At 74.1% G+C, this 14,964-nt stretch carries 14 protein-coding genes; 11 read left to right on the forward strand and 3 right to left on the reverse strand.

Annotated elements, in window-relative coordinates; all coding sequences use genetic code 11:
• Positions 1 to 19: 19 nt before the first annotated feature.
• Complete coding sequence (gene hemW, locus ACFXMG_RS06885) at positions 20 to 1,252, forward strand: radical SAM family heme chaperone HemW (RefSeq protein ID WP_383821770.1); 1,233 nt, start codon at positions 20 to 22, stop codon at positions 1,250 to 1,252.
• 107 nt (positions 1,253 to 1,359) lie between these two features.
• Here hemW and ACFXMG_RS06890 read toward each other — a convergent pair whose 3' ends face one another.
• Positions 1,360 to 2,166 (reverse strand): DUF3097 domain-containing protein, encoded by an 807-nt coding sequence (locus ACFXMG_RS06890; RefSeq protein ID WP_383821773.1) that lies wholly within the window; start codon positions 2,164 to 2,166, stop codon positions 1,360 to 1,362.
• A gap of 10 nt (positions 2,167 to 2,176) precedes the next feature.
• A complete protein-coding gene (locus ACFXMG_RS06895; RefSeq protein WP_383821775.1) occupies positions 2,177 to 2,914 on the reverse strand; it encodes an MBL fold metallo-hydrolase in 738 nt (245 codons plus the stop codon).
• 138 nt (positions 2,915 to 3,052) lie between these two features.
• Here ACFXMG_RS06895 and hrcA point away from each other — a divergent pair, with 138 nt between their 5' ends.
• From hrcA to ACFXMG_RS06940, 9 genes are all read left to right on the forward strand, one after another.
• Positions 3,053 to 4,072, forward strand: a complete 1,020-nt coding sequence (gene hrcA / locus ACFXMG_RS06900; RefSeq protein ID WP_383821778.1) for a heat-inducible transcriptional repressor HrcA — start codon at positions 3,053 to 3,055, stop codon at positions 4,070 to 4,072.
• Positions 4,073 to 5,212, forward strand: coding sequence for a molecular chaperone DnaJ (dnaJ, locus tag ACFXMG_RS06905; RefSeq protein ID WP_383821781.1), 1,140 nt, complete (start codon positions 4,073 to 4,075; stop codon positions 5,210 to 5,212).
• A gap of 111 nt (positions 5,213 to 5,323) precedes the next feature.
• Complete coding sequence (locus ACFXMG_RS06910; protein ID WP_383821784.1) at positions 5,324 to 6,412, forward strand: nitronate monooxygenase; 1,089 nt, start codon at positions 5,324 to 5,326, stop codon at positions 6,410 to 6,412.
• Positions 6,409 to 7,152: a 16S rRNA (uracil(1498)-N(3))-methyltransferase gene (locus ACFXMG_RS06915; RefSeq protein ID WP_383821787.1), complete on the forward strand. Its 744-nt coding sequence runs from the start codon at positions 6,409 to 6,411 to the stop codon at positions 7,150 to 7,152. The genes ACFXMG_RS06910 and ACFXMG_RS06915 overlap by 4 nt, the downstream gene beginning before the upstream one ends.
• Positions 7,153 to 7,273: 121 nt before the next feature.
• Entirely contained in the window at positions 7,274 to 8,608 is a 1,335-nt protein-coding gene (locus tag ACFXMG_RS06920) for an AAA family ATPase (protein WP_383821790.1), read from the forward strand.
• Positions 8,605 to 9,714: a tetratricopeptide repeat protein gene (locus tag ACFXMG_RS06925; protein ID WP_383821793.1), complete on the forward strand. Its 1,110-nt coding sequence runs from the start codon at positions 8,605 to 8,607 to the stop codon at positions 9,712 to 9,714. The genes ACFXMG_RS06920 and ACFXMG_RS06925 overlap by 4 nt, the downstream gene beginning before the upstream one ends.
• Before the next feature lie 60 nt (positions 9,715 to 9,774).
• Positions 9,775 to 10,134 carry a histidine triad nucleotide-binding protein gene (locus tag ACFXMG_RS06930; protein ID WP_150228136.1) on the forward strand — a complete coding sequence of 120 codons (360 nt, stop codon included), beginning with the start codon at positions 9,775 to 9,777 and terminating at the stop codon, positions 10,132 to 10,134.
• Between the two features lie 4 nt (positions 10,135 to 10,138).
• Positions 10,139 to 11,041: a ribonuclease Z gene (locus ACFXMG_RS06935; RefSeq protein WP_383821796.1), complete on the forward strand. Its 903-nt coding sequence runs from the start codon at positions 10,139 to 10,141 to the stop codon at positions 11,039 to 11,041.
• 10 nt (positions 11,042 to 11,051) lie between these two features.
• Entirely contained in the window at positions 11,052 to 12,041 is a 990-nt protein-coding gene (locus tag ACFXMG_RS06940; RefSeq protein ID WP_383821799.1) for an adenosine deaminase, read from the forward strand.
• A 50-nt stretch (positions 12,042 to 12,091) separates the two neighbouring features.
• On the opposite strand, the gene ACFXMG_RS06945 is transcribed toward ACFXMG_RS06940, so the two are convergent.
• Complete coding sequence (locus ACFXMG_RS06945; protein WP_383821802.1) at positions 12,092 to 13,432, reverse strand: MFS transporter; 1,341 nt, start codon at positions 13,430 to 13,432, stop codon at positions 12,092 to 12,094.
• Positions 13,433 to 13,800: 368 nt separating this feature from the next.
• Between ACFXMG_RS06945 and ACFXMG_RS06950 the strand changes: the two genes are divergently transcribed.
• Positions 13,801 to 14,874 carry a PfkB family carbohydrate kinase gene (locus ACFXMG_RS06950; RefSeq protein ID WP_383821849.1) on the forward strand — a complete coding sequence of 358 codons (1,074 nt, stop codon included), beginning with the start codon at positions 13,801 to 13,803 and terminating at the stop codon, positions 14,872 to 14,874.
• The last annotated feature ends 90 nt before the right edge of the window (positions 14,875 to 14,964 follow it).

Raw genomic sequence — 14,964 nt, forward strand, 5'->3', positions numbered from 1 at the left:
GTGCGGGACAATGGACCCCATGCCTTCCGTACTGCCCGATGGTGAGCCCATGCCCGAGGACGGGGCGCTGCCCGCGCGCGCCCTGGAAGGGGCCGGGGAGCGGCCGCTCGGGTTCTATCTGCACGTGCCGTACTGCGCCACGCGGTGCGGCTACTGCGACTTCAACACGTACACCGCGAGCGAGCTGCGCGGTGCCGGGGGCGTGCTCGCCTCCCGGGACAACTACGCCGGACAGGTCGCCGAGGAGATCCGGCTGGCGCGGAAGGTGCTCGGCGACGACCCCCGGCCCGTGCGGACCGTGTTCGTCGGCGGCGGCACGCCCACGCTGCTCGCCGCCGGGGACCTCGTACGGATGCTGGCGGCGATCCGGGACGAGTTCGGGCTCGCGGACGACGCCGAGGTGACGACCGAGGCGAATCCGGAGTCCGTGGACCCCGCGTATCTGGAGGAGCTGCGGGCCGGGGGCTTCAACCGGATCTCCTTCGGCATGCAGAGCGCCCGGCCGCACGTGCTCAAGATCCTCAACCGGACCCATACGCCGGGGCGGCCCGAGGCGTGCGTCGCGGAGGCGCGGGCGGCGGGCTTCGAGCACGTCAACCTGGACCTGATCTACGGCACCCCCGGCGAGTCCGACGACGACTGGCGTGCCTCGCTGGACGCGGCCATCGGAGCCGGGCCCGATCATGTGAGCGCGTACGCCCTGATCGTCGAGGAGGGTACGCAGCTGGCGCGGCGCATCCGGCGGGGCGAGGTGCCGATGACCGACGACGACGTGCACGCGGACCGGTATCTCATCGCCGAGGAGGCGTTCGAGAAGGCCGGGTTCTCCTGGTACGAGGTCTCCAACTGGGCCACCTCGGAGGCGGGGCGGTGCCACCACAACGAGCTGTACTGGCGCGGCGCCGACTGGTGGGGCGCGGGGCCCGGCGCCCACTCGCACGTGGGCGGGGTGCGGTGGTGGAACGTCAAGCATCCGGGGGCGTACGCGGCGGCGCTGGGGGCCGGGAAGTCGCCGGGTGCCGGGCGGGAGCTGCTGAGCGAGGAGGATCGGCGGGTCGAGCGGATTCTGCTGGAGTTGCGGTTGCGGGAGGGGTGCCCGTTGGAGTTGCTGCGGGAGCAGGGGCTTGCGGCGGCGGCGCGGGCGCGGGACGAGGGGCTGCTTGATGCGGGGCCTTACGCTGCCGGGCGGGCTGTGTTGACGTTGCGGGGGCGGTTGCTCGCCGATGCTGTGGTGCGGGATCTGGTGGATTGAGGTTCGGGCGCGTGAGCCTGGGCGCGGCCTAGCGCGCCGTTCCGTTGTGCCCACCCGTTCCGCCCCGGCGGAACGCATGCCCACAACGGGGTGGGGGAGGGCGGCGGCTAGTCCGCCGTTACGAAGTCGATTAGGTGTTCTACCTTGCCCAGGAGGGCTGGTTCCAGGTCCTTGTAGCTCTTTACGCGCTTGAGGATCGCTTGCCAGACCGCGCCCGTGTTGTCGGCGGGCCAGCCCAGGGAGTGGCAGGTGCCTGTTTTCCAGTCTTGGCCTCGGGGGATTTCGGGCCAGGCTCGGATGCCCAGGACCGAGGGTTTCACCGCTTGCCAGATGTCGATGTAGGGGTGGCCTACGACCAGGACGTCGGGGGAGGTGACCTGGGCGGCGATGCGGGACTCCTTGGAGCCGGGGACCAGGTGGTCCACCAGGACGCCCAGGCGGGCGTCGGGGGCCGGGGCGAAGTCCGCGACGATCGCGGGGAGGTCGTCGACGCCCTCCAGGTACTCCACCACCACGCCCTCGACGCGCAGGTCGTCGCCCCAGACGCGTTCGACGAGCTCCGCGTCGTGGCGGCCCTCCACGTAGATGCGGCTCGCCCGCGCCACGCGCGCGCGTGCGCCGGGGACGGCGATCGAGCCGGAGGCCGTACGGGTGGGGCGGGCCGGTCCGCCGGACGCGGGGCGGACCAGGGTCACCACGCGGCCCTCCAGGAGGAAGCCGCGCGGCTCCAGCGGGAAGACCCGGTGCTTGCCGAAGCGGTCCTCCAGCGTCACCGTGCCCGCCTCGCAGCGGATCACCGCCCCGCAGAAGCCCGTCGCGACCTCCTCGACCACCAGGTCCTGGTCGGCCGGGACCTCGGGGGCGGGGGCCTGCTTCTTCCAAGGAGGCGTCAGGTCCGGGTTGTAGCTGCGCATTTCGGGGACGCTACGACACCTGGAAGCGGCGTGCCAGTTCATCGCGCTGGCGTCGTACGAAGGCGGCGTCGACCGTCGCGCCGTGGCCGGGGACGTACAGGGCGTCCTCGCCGCCCAGGGCGAGGAGGCGGTCGAGGGCGTCGGGCCAGCGGGCGCCGACCGCGTCCGGGCCCGCCTGGGGCTCGCCGGACTCCTCGACCAGGTCGCCGCAGAAGACCGTCTCGCGCTCGCCGGGGACGAGCAGGACCAGGTCGTGGCCGGTGTGGGCGGGGCCCACGTTGGCGAGGAGGACCTGCCGGCCGCCCAGGTCGAGGGTCCACTCGCCGGTCACGGTGTGGCGCGGGGCCACCAGTGCCTCCGCCGCCTCCGCCGCGGCCCGCTCGTCGGCCCCGTGCCGTACCGCGTCCCGGTACAGCTCCTCGCGGGTCCGCGCGGAGGCGAGGAGCTCGTCGGTGCCGACCGCGCCGAAGACCTCCACGCCGGCGAAGGCCGCCGTGCCGAGGACGTGGTCGAAGTGGGGGTGTCCGAGTGCGATGTGCGTCACGCGCCGGCCGCCGGTGATCGCCTCCGCCTGGGCCCGGATCTCGGCGCCCTCGGCGAGCGTGGCGCCCGTGTCGTACAGCAGCACGGCCCGTTCCCCCACGACCAGTCCGGTGGTCGCGTCCCAGGTGGGGAGCCGTCGGCGGCCCACTCCGTCCGCGAGCCGTTCCCACCCCTGAGCCGCCCAGACCGCCTCGTCGATGTGCATGCCACCGACGCTAGCGGGTCCGCCTCCTTGCCAGGAGCGACGGGCCCGGCCGTACACTGGCCGGGGGTTTCCTGGCACTCGGGCAGGGCGAGTGCCAAAAGCGGAGCAACCGGAACGGCTGGAGCGGGAGGTGTGCGCGTGCTGAGCGAACGCAGACTCGAGGTGCTGCGCGCCATCGTCCAGGACTACGTCGGGACGGAGGAGCCGGTCGGCTCCAAGGCGCTCACCGAGCGCCACAAGCTCGGCGTGTCGCCCGCCACCGTGCGTAACGACATGGCGGTGCTGGAGGAGGAGGGGTTCATCGCCCAGCCCCACACCAGCGCGGGCCGGATCCCCACCGACAAGGGCTACCGCCTCTTCGTGGACCGGCTGGCCGGCGTCAAGCCGCTGTCGACCCCCGAGCGGCGCGCCATCCACAACTTCCTCGACGGCGCCGTGGACCTCGACGACGTCGTGGGCCGTACGGTGCGGCTGCTCGCGCAGCTGACCCGGCAGGTCGCCGTCGTGCAGTACCCGTCGCTGACCCGCTCCTCGATCCGTCACGTCGAGCTGCTGTCGCTGGCCCCGGCCCGGCTGATGCTCGTCCTGATCACGGACACCGGACGGGTCGAGCAGCGGGTGATCGACTGCCCCGCGCCCTTCGGCGAGACCTCCCTCGCCGATCTGCGGGCCCGGCTGAACAGCCGGGTCGGCGGCCGTCGCTTCGCCGACGTGCCGCAGCTGGTGCAGGACCTCCCGGAGTCCTTCGAGGAGCCGGAGGACCGCGCCACGGTCTCCACCGTGCTCGCGACGCTCCTGGAGACGCTCGTGGAGGAGCACGAGGAGCGGCTGATGATCGGCGGCACCGCCAATCTCACCCGCTTCGGACACGACTTCCCGCTGACCATCAGGCCCGTCCTGGAGGCCCTTGAGGAGCAGGTCGTGCTCCTCAAGCTGCTCGGCGAGGTCAAGGAATCGGGCATGACCGTACGCATCGGGCACGAGAACGCCTACGAGGGGCTGAACTCCACGTCCGTCGTCTCGGTCGGCTACGGTTCGGGCGGCGAGGCAGTCGCCAAACTCGGCGTGGTCGGACCGACCCGCATGGACTACCCCGGAACGATGGGAGCGGTACGCGCAGTGGCACGTTACGTCGGACAGATCCTGGCGGAGTCGTAAGTGGCCACGGACTACTACGCCACACTCGGCGTGCGCCGCGACGCTTCCCAGGACGAGATCAAGAAGGCCTTCCGGCGCCTCGCCCGCGAGCTTCACCCGGACGTCAATCCGGACCCGAAGACGCAGGAGCGGTTCAAGGAGATCAACGCCGCCTACGAGGTCCTGTCGGACCCGCAGAAGAAGCAGGTCTACGACCTGGGCGGCGACCCCCTCTCCGCCTCCGGCGGCGCGGGCGCGGGCGGCTTCGGGGCCGGTGGCTTCGGCAACTTCTCCGACATCATGGACGCCTTCTTCGGCACGGCCTCGCAGCGCGGACCGCGCTCGCGGACCCGCCGCGGCCAGGACGCCATGATCCGTCTGGAGATCGACCTCAACGAGGCGGCCTTCGGCACCACCAAGGACATCCAGGTCGACACGGCCGTCGTCTGCACCACCTGTTCGGGTGAGGGCGCCGCGCCCGGGACCTCCGCGCAGACCTGTGACATGTGCCGCGGCCGCGGCGAGGTCTCGCAGGTCACCCGGTCGTTCCTCGGCCAGGTCATGACCTCCCGGCCCTGCCCCCAGTGCCAGGGCTTCGGCACCGTCGTCCCGACCCCGTGCCCCGAGTGCGCGGGCGACGGGCGCGTCCGGTCGCGCCGCACGCTGACGGTGAAGATCCCGGCCGGTGTCGACAACGGCACCCGGATCCAGCTCGCGGGCGAGGGCGAGGTCGGCCCCGGCGGCGGCCCCGCCGGCGACCTGTACGTCGAGATCCAGGAGACCCCGCACGAGGTCTTCCAGCGGCGCGGCGACGACCTGCACTGCACGGTCACCCTCCCGATGACGGCGGCGGCGCTCGGCACCAAGGTGCAGCTCCAGACGCTCGACGGCCTGGAGGAGATCGACATCCGGCCGGGCACGCAGTCGGGCCAGTCGGTCCCGCTGCACGGCCGGGGCGTCACCCACCTGCGGGGCAACGGCCGCGGCGACCTGATCGTCCACGTCGAGGTGCAGACCCCGTCGAAGCTCGACCCCGAGCAGGAGCGCCTGCTCCGCGAACTGGCCAAACTGCGCGGCGAGGAACGCCCCACCGGCCAGTTCCAGCCGGGACAGCAGGGTCTGTTCTCCCGGCTGAAGGACGCGTTCAACGGGCGTACGTGATCGCGGGCTCGGTCAGGGCCTCGACCGGGGCGTGATCGGTGTGTGAGAGGGGCGGCACTCTGAGTGCCGCCCCTTTCCCTTGTGGGGGAAGGGGCATGACACGATGCCCATATGTCCACCACCGCGCTGAACGATCTCTTCCGGTACCCGATCGTGCAGGCCCCCATGGCGGGTGGCGCTTCCTGTCCCGCGCTCGTCGGCGCCGTCGCCGAGGCCGGTGCGCTCGGTTTCCTCGCCGCCGGGTACAAGACGGCCGGCAGCCTCTACCAGGAGATCAAGCAGGTCCGCGGGCTCACCGGAAAGCCCTTCGGCGTCAACGTCTTCCTGCCCCAGACCGGCCCCACCGTCGACCCCGCGGCCATCGAGGTCTACCGCCACCAGCTCGCCGGGGAGACCGGCTGGTACGAGACCCCGCTCGGCGAGACCGACGACTGCCGCGACGACGGGTACGAGTCCAAGCTGGCGATCCTCCTGGACGACCCGGTCCCCGTCGTCTCCTTCACCTTCGGCTGCCCGAAGCCCGAGACCTTCGAGGCGTTCACCCGCGTCGGTACGTACACGATCGTCACCGTCACCTCCGCCGAGGAGGCCCGGATCGCCCAGGCGGCGGGCGCCGACGCGCTGTGCGTCCAGGGCGTCGAGGCGGGCGGCCACCAGGGCTCGTACCGCGACGACCCCGCCGACGAACAGCCCGGCACCGGCCTCCTCGCCCTCGTCACCCAGGTCCGGGAGGCCACCGCGCTGCCGCTGGTCGCCGCCGGCGGCCTGATGCGCGGCGCGCAGATCGCGGCCGTCCTCGCCGCCGGGGCCGCCGCCGCCCAGCTCGGCACCGCCTTCCTCGTCTGTCCGGAGTCCGGCGCCCACCCGCTGCACAAGCGGGCCCTGACCGACCCGCTCTTCAACCGGACCGCCCTCACCCGGGCCTTCTCCGGCCGCCCCGCCCGCGGACTCGTCAACCGCTTCATGCGCGAGCACGGGCCGTACGCCCCCGCCGGCTACCCGGAGATCCACCACCTCACCGCCCCGCTGCGGAAGGCCGCCGCCACCGCCGGAGACGCCCAGGGCATGGCCCTGTGGGCCGGCCAGGGGCACCGGCTGGCCCGCGAGCTGCCCGCCGGGGAGCTCGTCGAGGTGCTCGCCGCCGAACTCGACACCGCCCTCACCGACCTCGCCGACCCGGCCCTCAGGAGTGCCTCATGACCGCCCCCGTCTTCGTCGTCGACGCCGTCCCCGGCGCCGGCACCTTCGTCCTGGAGGGGCCCGAGGGACGGCACGCCGTCTCCGTGAAGCGGCTCCAGGCAGGCGAGGAGCTCGTCCTCACCGACGGCCGGGGCCGCTGGGCGCGGTGCGTGGTGCGGGACGCCGAGGGCAAGGACCGGCTGACCGTCGAGGTGACGGAGGACCACGAGGACCCCGCCGAGGAGCCCCGGATCACCGTCGTCCAGGCCCTGCCCAAGGGCGACCGGGGCGAGCTGGCCGTCGAGACCATGACCGAGACCGGCGTCGACGCGATCGTGCCGTGGGCGGCCTCCCGCTGCATCACCCAGTGGCGCGGCGACCGCGGCCTCAAGGCGCTCGCCAAGTGGCGCTCCACCGCCCGCGAGGCCGGCAAGCAGTCCCGCCGCACCCGCTTCCCCGAGGTCGACGACCTCATGTCCACCAAGCAGGTCGCCCAGCTGCTCGCGGGCGCCGACTTCGCGGCCGTCCTGCACGAGGACCGCGACCACCCGAGCGACGCCCTCGCCACCGCCGCGCTTCCCCCGAAGGGCTCGATCGTGCTGGTCGTCGGCCCCGAGGGCGGCGTCTCCCCGGAGGAGCTGGCCGCCTTCGAGGCGGCGGGAGCGAAGCCGTACCGCCTCGGCCGGAGCGTCCTGCGGACCTCCACGGCGGGGACGGCGGCCACCGCGCTCGTCCTCGGCCGCACCGGCCGCTGGGGCTAGCCACGCGGGGACGGGACCACGCAGGGGCCCGTTGTCCACAGGGGGGTCGGTCGGGGCCCGTTGTCCACAGACTGGGGGACCCGCTGTCCAAGCGCCTCAGGTCTTTTCTAGGCTGACCCGTATGGCCGACGAGTCCCCCCTGATCCGCAGTCTGCGCGCCGCGGTCGCCGCCGCGCCCGGCGACGTGCCCCTGCGCCTCCACTTCGCCGAACTCCTCCTCGCGGAGGGGCGGAACGACGAGGCCGTCACGGAGGCCGCCGTCGCCCTCCAGCACGCGCCGGGGGACGCGGACGCCCGCGCGCTGATGGTCCGCGCGATGGGGATGCCGCCGGTGGCCCCCGCGCCCGCGCCCGTACCCGAGCCCCCGGCCGTACGGCCCGAGGCCCCGCAGGCCCCGCAGGCCCCGGCGCCCGCGCCCGGTCCCGTACCGCAGCCCCCTTCCCAGCCCGAGGCCAAGCCCTCCTTCGACTGGGCCGCCGCCGAGGAGCAGGTGTCCGACGTCGTCGGGCCGCGGTTCCTGGAGGAGGCGCAGGCCGAGGGCGGGGACGGGCTCGCCGGGGACGCCGCCGCCTGGGACGTGGACGCGCCCGGAGCCGTACGCCTCGCGGACGTCGGCGGCATGACGGACGTCAAGGACCGGCTCGAAGCCGCCTTCCTCGCTCCCATGCGCAACCCCGAACTGCGCCGCCTCTACGGCAAGTCGCTGCGCGGCGGGCTCCTCCTGTACGGACCTCCCGGCTGCGGCAAGACCTTCATCGCGCGGGCCGTCGCCGGCGAGCTCGGCGCGAACTTCCTCACCGTCTCGCTCTCCGACGTCCTCGACATGTGGATCGGGGCCTCCGAGAAGAACATCCACGACATCTTCGAGACCGCCCGCCGCCAGGCCCCCTGCGTCGTCTTCCTCGACGAGCTCGACGCCCTCGGCGGCAAGCGCTCCCGCACCCACAGCAACGGGCTGCGCAACGTCGTCAACCAGCTCCTCACCGAGCTCGACGGCATCGCCTCCGGCGCCGGCAACGAGGGCGTCTTCGTCCTCGCCGCCACCAACGTGCCCTGGGACGTCGACCTCGCCCTGCGCCGCCCCGGCCGCCTCGACCGCACCCTCCTCGTGCTGCCGCCGGACGCGCCCGCCCGCGAGGCGATCCTCCGCTACCACCTGCGCGACCGGCCGATCGAGGCCGTCGACCTCGGCAAGCTCGTCAAGGTCACCGAGGACTTCTCCGGCGCCGACCTCGCGCATCTGTGCGAGACCGCCGCCGAGGCCGCCCTCCTCGACTCCGCCCGCACCGGCTCCGTCCGCCTCATCACCACCAAGGACCTCCTCGGCGCCGCCAAGCAGATCCGGCCCTCCACCGAGCCCTGGTTCGCGGCCGCCCGGAACGTCGCCATGTTCGCCAACGAGGGCGGTCTCTACGACGACCTCCTCGCCTACCTGAAGCGGAAGCGCAAGCTGTGACCACCCCCGCCACGCCCTCCGCGCTCGCCCGGGCCGAGGCGCTCTACGAGGCCGGCCGGTACGAGCAGGCCGGGGAGCTCGCCGCCCGGCACCTCGCCGGCGACCCCGAGGACGCCGACGCGCTGACCCTGCTCGCCCGCTGTCAGCACCGGGCGGGCAACCACCCCGCCGCCCTCGTCGCCGTCGAACAGGCCCTGCGCGCCGAGCCCGAGCTGGTCATGGCGCACCTGATGCGCACCCAGATCCTGCTCGCCCTCAAGCGGTACGGCGACGCCGAGGCCGCCGCCCACCGCACCGTCGAGCTCGCCCCGCAGTTCTGGGGCAGCCACTACGCGCTGGGCACCGCGCTCGCCGAGACCGCCGAGGCGGGCGGCGGGCGCGACCGGGCGCGGACGGCCGCCGCCTACGAGGCCGCGCGGACCGCCGTCGCCCTCGGCCCCGAGGAGGACGCCGCCCACTTCCTCGTCGGCCTCACCGCCCAGCGGCGCGGCGACCACGCCACCGCGCGCCAGGCGTACGAGACGACCCTGCGGCTCAACCCGCAGAGCAGCGAGGCCCACAACAACCTCTCCCTGATCCGGCTGCGCCGCCGCTGGTTCCGGCGCGGGGCCTGGACCCAGGCCGCCGAGGGCTTCGTCGCCTCCGCCGCGCTCGACCTCACCGACCGCAAGGCCCGCTACAACCTGGAGGCCATGGCCTGGGGCACCGCCGCCGGGGCCCGCTGGGTCGCCCTGCTCGGCTTCATCGCCTCCGCGCTCGGCTCCGCCCCCGTCCGTACCGGCGGGACCGGCGCCGACGCCCTCGTGCCCTTCGCCGTCGGCGCCGTGGTGCTCGTCGGCGCCTGGGCCGGCTGGGCCGTGTGGATGGCCCGCCGGGTGCCGCCCCGGCTGCGCCGCCCGCTGCTGCTGGTCGCCCGCAACTGCCGGCCGGTGCTCGCGATGGCCGCCTCCGTCGGACTGCTCGGCCTGTACTCGGCCGTCACCATGGCGCTGTGGTCCTTCGACGCCGGAGTGGTCGGGGCGCTCGGCACCCCGCTCTTCTGGGCCGTGGTCATCACGTACTGGGTGAGCCGCTCGGCCCTCAACCGGAGGATGCCCAAGGACTGACCGGAGCCGCCGGATAGCATGCGCAGGTACTGACCACCCGAGGGCGAGGAGGCCCGGAGCATGGCCGGAGAGCCGCAGAGCGACTGCCTGTTCTGCAAGATCGTGGCGGGGGAGGTGCCGGCGACGCTCGTCCGCGAGACCGAGACCACGCTGGCCTTCCGCGACATCAACCCGCAGGCGCCCACCCACGTGCTCGTCATCCCGCGCCTCCACTACCCGGACGCCGCCTCGCTCGCCGCCGCCGCGCCGACCGTCGCCGCCGACGTGCTGCGCGAGGCCGGCGAGGTCGCCGCGCAGGAGAAGGTCGACGGCAGCGGCTACCGCATCGTCCTCAACACCGGCGCCGGCGCCGGCCAGACCGTCTTCCACGCGCACGCGCACGTGCTGGGCGGCCGCGGTCTCAACTGGCCCCCCGGATAGGCACGTGTCCGTCCGCGAACTCGTCGTCCTCGGCACCGCCAGCCAGGTCCCGACCCGGCACCGCAACCACAACGGCTACGTGCTGCGCTGGGACGGCCACGGCCTCCTCTTCGACCCCGGCGAGGGGACCCAGCGGCAGATGCTGCGGGCCGGGGTCGCCGCGCACGACCTGGACCGGATCTGCGTCACGCACTTCCACGGCGACCACTCGCTGGGCCTGGCCGGGGTGATCCAGCGGATCAACCTCGACCAGGTCCCGCACCCGGTCACCGCCCACTTCCCGGCGAGCGGCCGGCACTTCTTCGAGCGGCTGCGGTACGCCACCGCCTACCGCGAGACCGTCGAGCTGGCCGAGGCGCCGGTCGCGGAGGACGGGGTCCTCGCCGTCACCGGGGCGTTCACCCTGGAGGCCCGCCGGCTCTCCCACCCCGTCGAGTCCTTCGGCTACCGGCTCGTCGAGCCCGACGGGCGCCGGCTGCTGCCCGAGCGGCTCGCCGCGCACGGCATCAAGGGCCCCGACGTCGGCCGCATCCAGCGCGAGGGCAGCCTCGGCGGGGTCGGCCTGGACGAGGTGAGCGAGGTCCGGCGCGGGCAGCGCTTCGCCTTCGTCATGGACACCCGCCTCTGCGACGGCGTCCACGCCCTCGCGGAGGGCGCCGACATGCTCGTCATCGAGTCGACCTTCCTCGACGAGGACGTCCGGCTCGCCGAGGACCACGGCCACCTCACCGCCGGACAGGCCGCCGCCGTCGCCCGCGACGCGGGCGTGCGGCACCTCGTCCTCACCCACTTCTCGCAGCGCTACTCCGACCCGTCGGAGTTCGAACGGCAGGCCCGCGCCGCCGGATTCGCGGGCGAGCTGAGCATCGCCCAGGACCTCATGAGGGTCCCCGTACCGAAGAGATAGAGCACCACCCATGCCCCTCCCCAAGGCCGAACTCCACCTCCACATCGAGGGCACCCTCGAACCCGAGCTGGCCTTCGCCCTCGCCGCCCGCAACGGCGTCACCCTGCCCTACGCGGACACCGAGGAACTGCGCGCCGCCTACCGCTTCGGCGACCTCCAGTCCTTCCTGGACCTCTACTACGCGCTGATGGCGGTCCTGCGCACCCCCGAGGACTTCACCGCGCTCGCCGACGCCTACCTGGAGCGGGCCGCCGCGCAGGGCGTCCGGCACGCCGAGATCTTCTTCGACCCGCAGGCGCACACGGCGCGCGGCGTCCCGTTCTCCACCGTCGTCGAGGGGCTGAGCGCCTCCCTCGACCGCGCCGAGGAGCGGTACGGGATCTCCACCCGGCTCATCCTGTGCTTCCTGCGCGACGAGTCCGCCGAGTCGGCCCTCGCGACGCTGGAGGCCGCGAAGCCGTACCTGGACAAGATCACCGGCGTCGGTCTGGACTCGGCCGAGGTGGGGCACCCGCCGGCGAAGTTCCGCGCCGTGTACGAGGAGGCCGCCCGGCTCGGGCTGCGCCGGGTCGCGCACGCGGGCGAGGAGGGACCGGCGGAGTACGTCCGGGAGGCGCTCGACGTCCTCGGTGTGGAGCGGATCGACCACGGGCTGCGCTGCATGGAGGACCCGGAGCTGGTCGAGCGCCTGGCGCGCGAGCGGATCCCGCTGACCCTGTGCCCGCTGTCGAACGTCCGCCTCCGGGTGATCGACACGCTCGCCGACCACCCGCTGCGGGCCATGCTCGACGCGGGGCTCCTGGTCACCGTCAACTCCGACGACCCCGCCTACTTCGGCGGCTACGCGGGCGACAACTACGACGCCGTGCGCGACGCCCTCGCCCTCGACCCCGAGCAGCTCCGCACCCTGGCCCGCCACTCCTTCGAGGCGTCCTTCCTGGACGACGACGAACCCCGCCGCGCGCGCTACCTGGCCGAGGTGGAGGCGTACACCTTCTGACGGCGACGCCGACACCGAAGCTGACGCCGACGTCGGTGTCGGCGTCGGCGTCAGCCGCGGTCCGAGGGGCGGGCCAGGCGGACGGTGGCCTTGGTGAGGCGGCGGCGGGTCGTCGTGGGGGCCGGGATCGGGGCGATCTGCTGTTCGGGGGCGCCGACCTGGGGGAGCAGCGCCGTCGTCGACGGCGCCACGCCCGCGACGAACGCCGCCGGAGCGCCACCGCGGCGGCGGATCGAGCCAGGGACCAGCGGGCGGCCGGAGACGTGCAGGGCGACCGCCGTCAGCGGGGCCGCGACGAGCAGCAGCAGACCGCCGAGGACCGCGCCCATGCCCGGGTAGCCGGCCGTCTCCGACAGGACGCTGCCGACCACCGGGCCGCACGCCGTGCCCAGGGAGGCGGCCGAGCCGACCAGGACCGCCCAGCGGCCGCGCGGGTCGAGCGAGGCGGCCAGGCCGAGGAGGTAGGAGAGGACCACCGGGTAGACGGTGTTCCAGAGGATCTCGCCGGTCGCGAAGGACGCGAGACCGCTCGCGTTCGAACTGAGCAGCACGCAGAGCGCGATCAGGACCGTGCCCGCGCCGATCGGCACCGCGCGGCCGAGCCGCGAGCCGAGCGCCCCGGCCGCCGTGACGCCGGTCAGGCCCGCGCCGAGCGCCAGCGCGAAGACCGCGCCGACGGTCACCTCGGAGAGCCCCGCCTGGCCGGTGCCGATCCGGCCGCTCACGCCCCACAGCGCGTTCTGGGCGAGGGACCAGCACACGACGCAGCCGGCGAGCACGGCACCGGCCCGGCGGTACGGCAGAGGTCCGGCGGTCTCCGGGACGGAGACACCCCGGTACGCGCGCGTGGCACCCGGAAGACGGCCGGTGACCGGCCAGACCAGGACCGCGGCGCACGCCAGCGCCAGCAGCGGCAGGGAGTGCCCGCCGCCGAGCCGGGGCAGCGTCAGGTACAGCGCGCCGGCCGTCGCCGAGACCGACAGCAGGCCGAGCGTGGAGGCCCGCTGCGGGTCCGGCTGCCCGGCGATCCCGGAGGCCGCCACCGCCGTCGCCGTGCCCGAGCCGAAGCCGCCGAGGACCACCCCGGCGATCACCAGCGGCAGGGTGCCGGTCGCGGCGGCGGAGCCGTACCCCACGGCCATCGCGAGCAGTCCGAGGCGGGCCGCCCGGCGCGGTCCGATCCGCTCCACGCGCGCGGCGAGCGTGAAACCGGCGGAGGCGGAGCCGAGCAGCAGCACCGAACCGACCAGACCGGCCTGGGACGGGCCGAGGCCAAGGCCGGCGGCGAGCCGGCCGACGACGGTCGGCAGCAGGTACGGGGCGAGGTAACCGGCCGAGAAGAGGGCGACGAGGGCGGCGAGGGCCCCTCGGGCGCGCGGGCGCGACGACATGGGCGTTCCAGGAACTGAACGGAGAAATGAGACGGCGCCCCGGTGATCCACGGGGTCGCGGCACCATGTGTATCAAGCAACCGAATGGGCGGAGAAGGTGTTCTCTGCCGATTCATCCTGTGATCTAGGACACAATCGGTTTGGATGGGTCGGGACGGGGCAGAGGGCGGCGATCCGTCGCGTCACTCCCCGTCACTCCGACCCCATCGGGCACACTGTCCGGACCGGCACCCGGTGCCGATCCCGCCGTACCACGACCGGGGAGTTCCACCGTGAGCACAGCCAGCGGAGACCAGCGCGGAGAGCAGCGCGGAAACCAGCGCGGAAACCAGCGCGGAGAGCAGTTCGGAGAGCGCCCGGAGGCCGGCATCGACCCGCTGGAGACCGTCCGCGAACCCGCCGACCCGGCCTGCGACGTCTTCCTGACCGGCACCGTCTTCCTCGACATCATCTTCACCGGGCTCGACAGCGCCCCCGTCCGCGGCACCGAGTCCTGGGCCCGCGGCATGGGCTCCAGCCCCGGCGGCGTCGCCAACATGGCCACCGCCCTCGCCCGCCTCGGCCTGCGCACCTCCCTCGCCGCCGCCTTCGGCGACGACCACTACGGCGAGTACTGCTGGGACGCCCTCGAACAGGGCGAGGGCATCGACCTCGCCCTCTCCCGCACCGTCTCCGGCTGGCACTCCCCGGTCACCGTCTCCATGGCCTACGAGGGCGAGCGCACGATGGTCTCCCATGGCCACGAGGCGCCCCGGCCCGACGGCGCCCCCGTCCGCCCGCCGCGCGCCCGCGCCGCCGTCGCCTCCCTCGCCCCCGGCCGCACCGAGGAGTGGGTGGCCCGCGCCGCCCGCGACGGCGCCAGGGTCTTCGCCGACGTCGGCTGGGACGACACCGGCCGCTGGGATCTGGCCGCCCTCGCCGACCTGGAGCACTGCGAGGCGTTCCTGCCCAACGCCGCCGAGGCGATGCGCTACACCCGCACCGACTGCCCCCGCGCCGCCGCCCGCGCGCTCGCCGACAAGGTCCGCTACGCCGTGGTCACCCTCGGCGCCGAGGGCGCGTACGCCGTCGACGGGGCCACCGGCGAGACCGCCGAGGTCCCGGCCATCCGCGTCGAGGCCCTCGACCCCACCGGCGCGGGCGACGTCTTCGTCGCCGGCTTCGTCACCGGCACCCTCGCCGACTGGCCGCTCGCCGACCGCCTCGCCTTCGCCGGCCTCACCGCCGCCCTCTCCGTCCAGGAGTTCGGCGGCTCCCTCTCCGCCCCCACCTGGACCGAGATCGCCGCCTGGTGGCAGCACGTCCAGCACGACGACCGCCAGGACCCCGAGGCGCTGCGGGCCCGCTACGCCTTCCTCGAAGCCCTCCTCCCGGCCCCCGCCCACCCCTGGCCGCCCCGCCGCGCGGTGCCCACCATCGGCTTCCGGGCCGCGGTCCCGTAAACCGCTACGGGCACACGCGTACCAGGTCGTAGGCTGGGTGCGAGAGGTTGTCGAGCAGCGAGAACCCCGCAGCAGGAGGTAGGCGCAGGC

The organism is Streptomyces sp. NPDC059201 (genome assembly GCF_042754585.1).
In the GTDB taxonomy this organism is placed as follows: domain Bacteria; phylum Actinomycetota; class Actinomycetes; order Streptomycetales; family Streptomycetaceae; genus Streptomyces.

Coding starts and splice junctions, on each gene's coding strand:
- hemW (WP_383821770.1), top strand. CDS start 20: ATGCCTTCCGTACTGCCCGATGGTGAGCCCATGCCCGAGGACGGGGCG.
- ACFXMG_RS06890 (WP_383821773.1), bottom strand. CDS start 2,166: ATGCGCAGCTACAACCCGGACCTGACGCCTCCTTGGAAGAAGCAGGCC.
- ACFXMG_RS06895 (WP_383821775.1), bottom strand. CDS start 2,914: ATGCACATCGACGAGGCGGTCTGGGCGGCTCAGGGGTGGGAACGGCTC.
- ACFXMG_RS06910 (WP_383821784.1), top strand. CDS start 5,324: ATGTCCACCACCGCGCTGAACGATCTCTTCCGGTACCCGATCGTGCAG.
- ACFXMG_RS06915 (WP_383821787.1), top strand. CDS start 6,409: ATGACCGCCCCCGTCTTCGTCGTCGACGCCGTCCCCGGCGCCGGCACC.
- ACFXMG_RS06920 (WP_383821790.1), top strand. CDS start 7,274: ATGGCCGACGAGTCCCCCCTGATCCGCAGTCTGCGCGCCGCGGTCGCC.
- ACFXMG_RS06930 (WP_150228136.1), top strand. CDS start 9,775: ATGGCCGGAGAGCCGCAGAGCGACTGCCTGTTCTGCAAGATCGTGGCG.
- ACFXMG_RS06940 (WP_383821799.1), top strand. CDS start 11,052: ATGCCCCTCCCCAAGGCCGAACTCCACCTCCACATCGAGGGCACCCTC.
- ACFXMG_RS06945 (WP_383821802.1), bottom strand. CDS start 13,432: ATGTCGTCGCGCCCGCGCGCCCGAGGGGCCCTCGCCGCCCTCGTCGCC.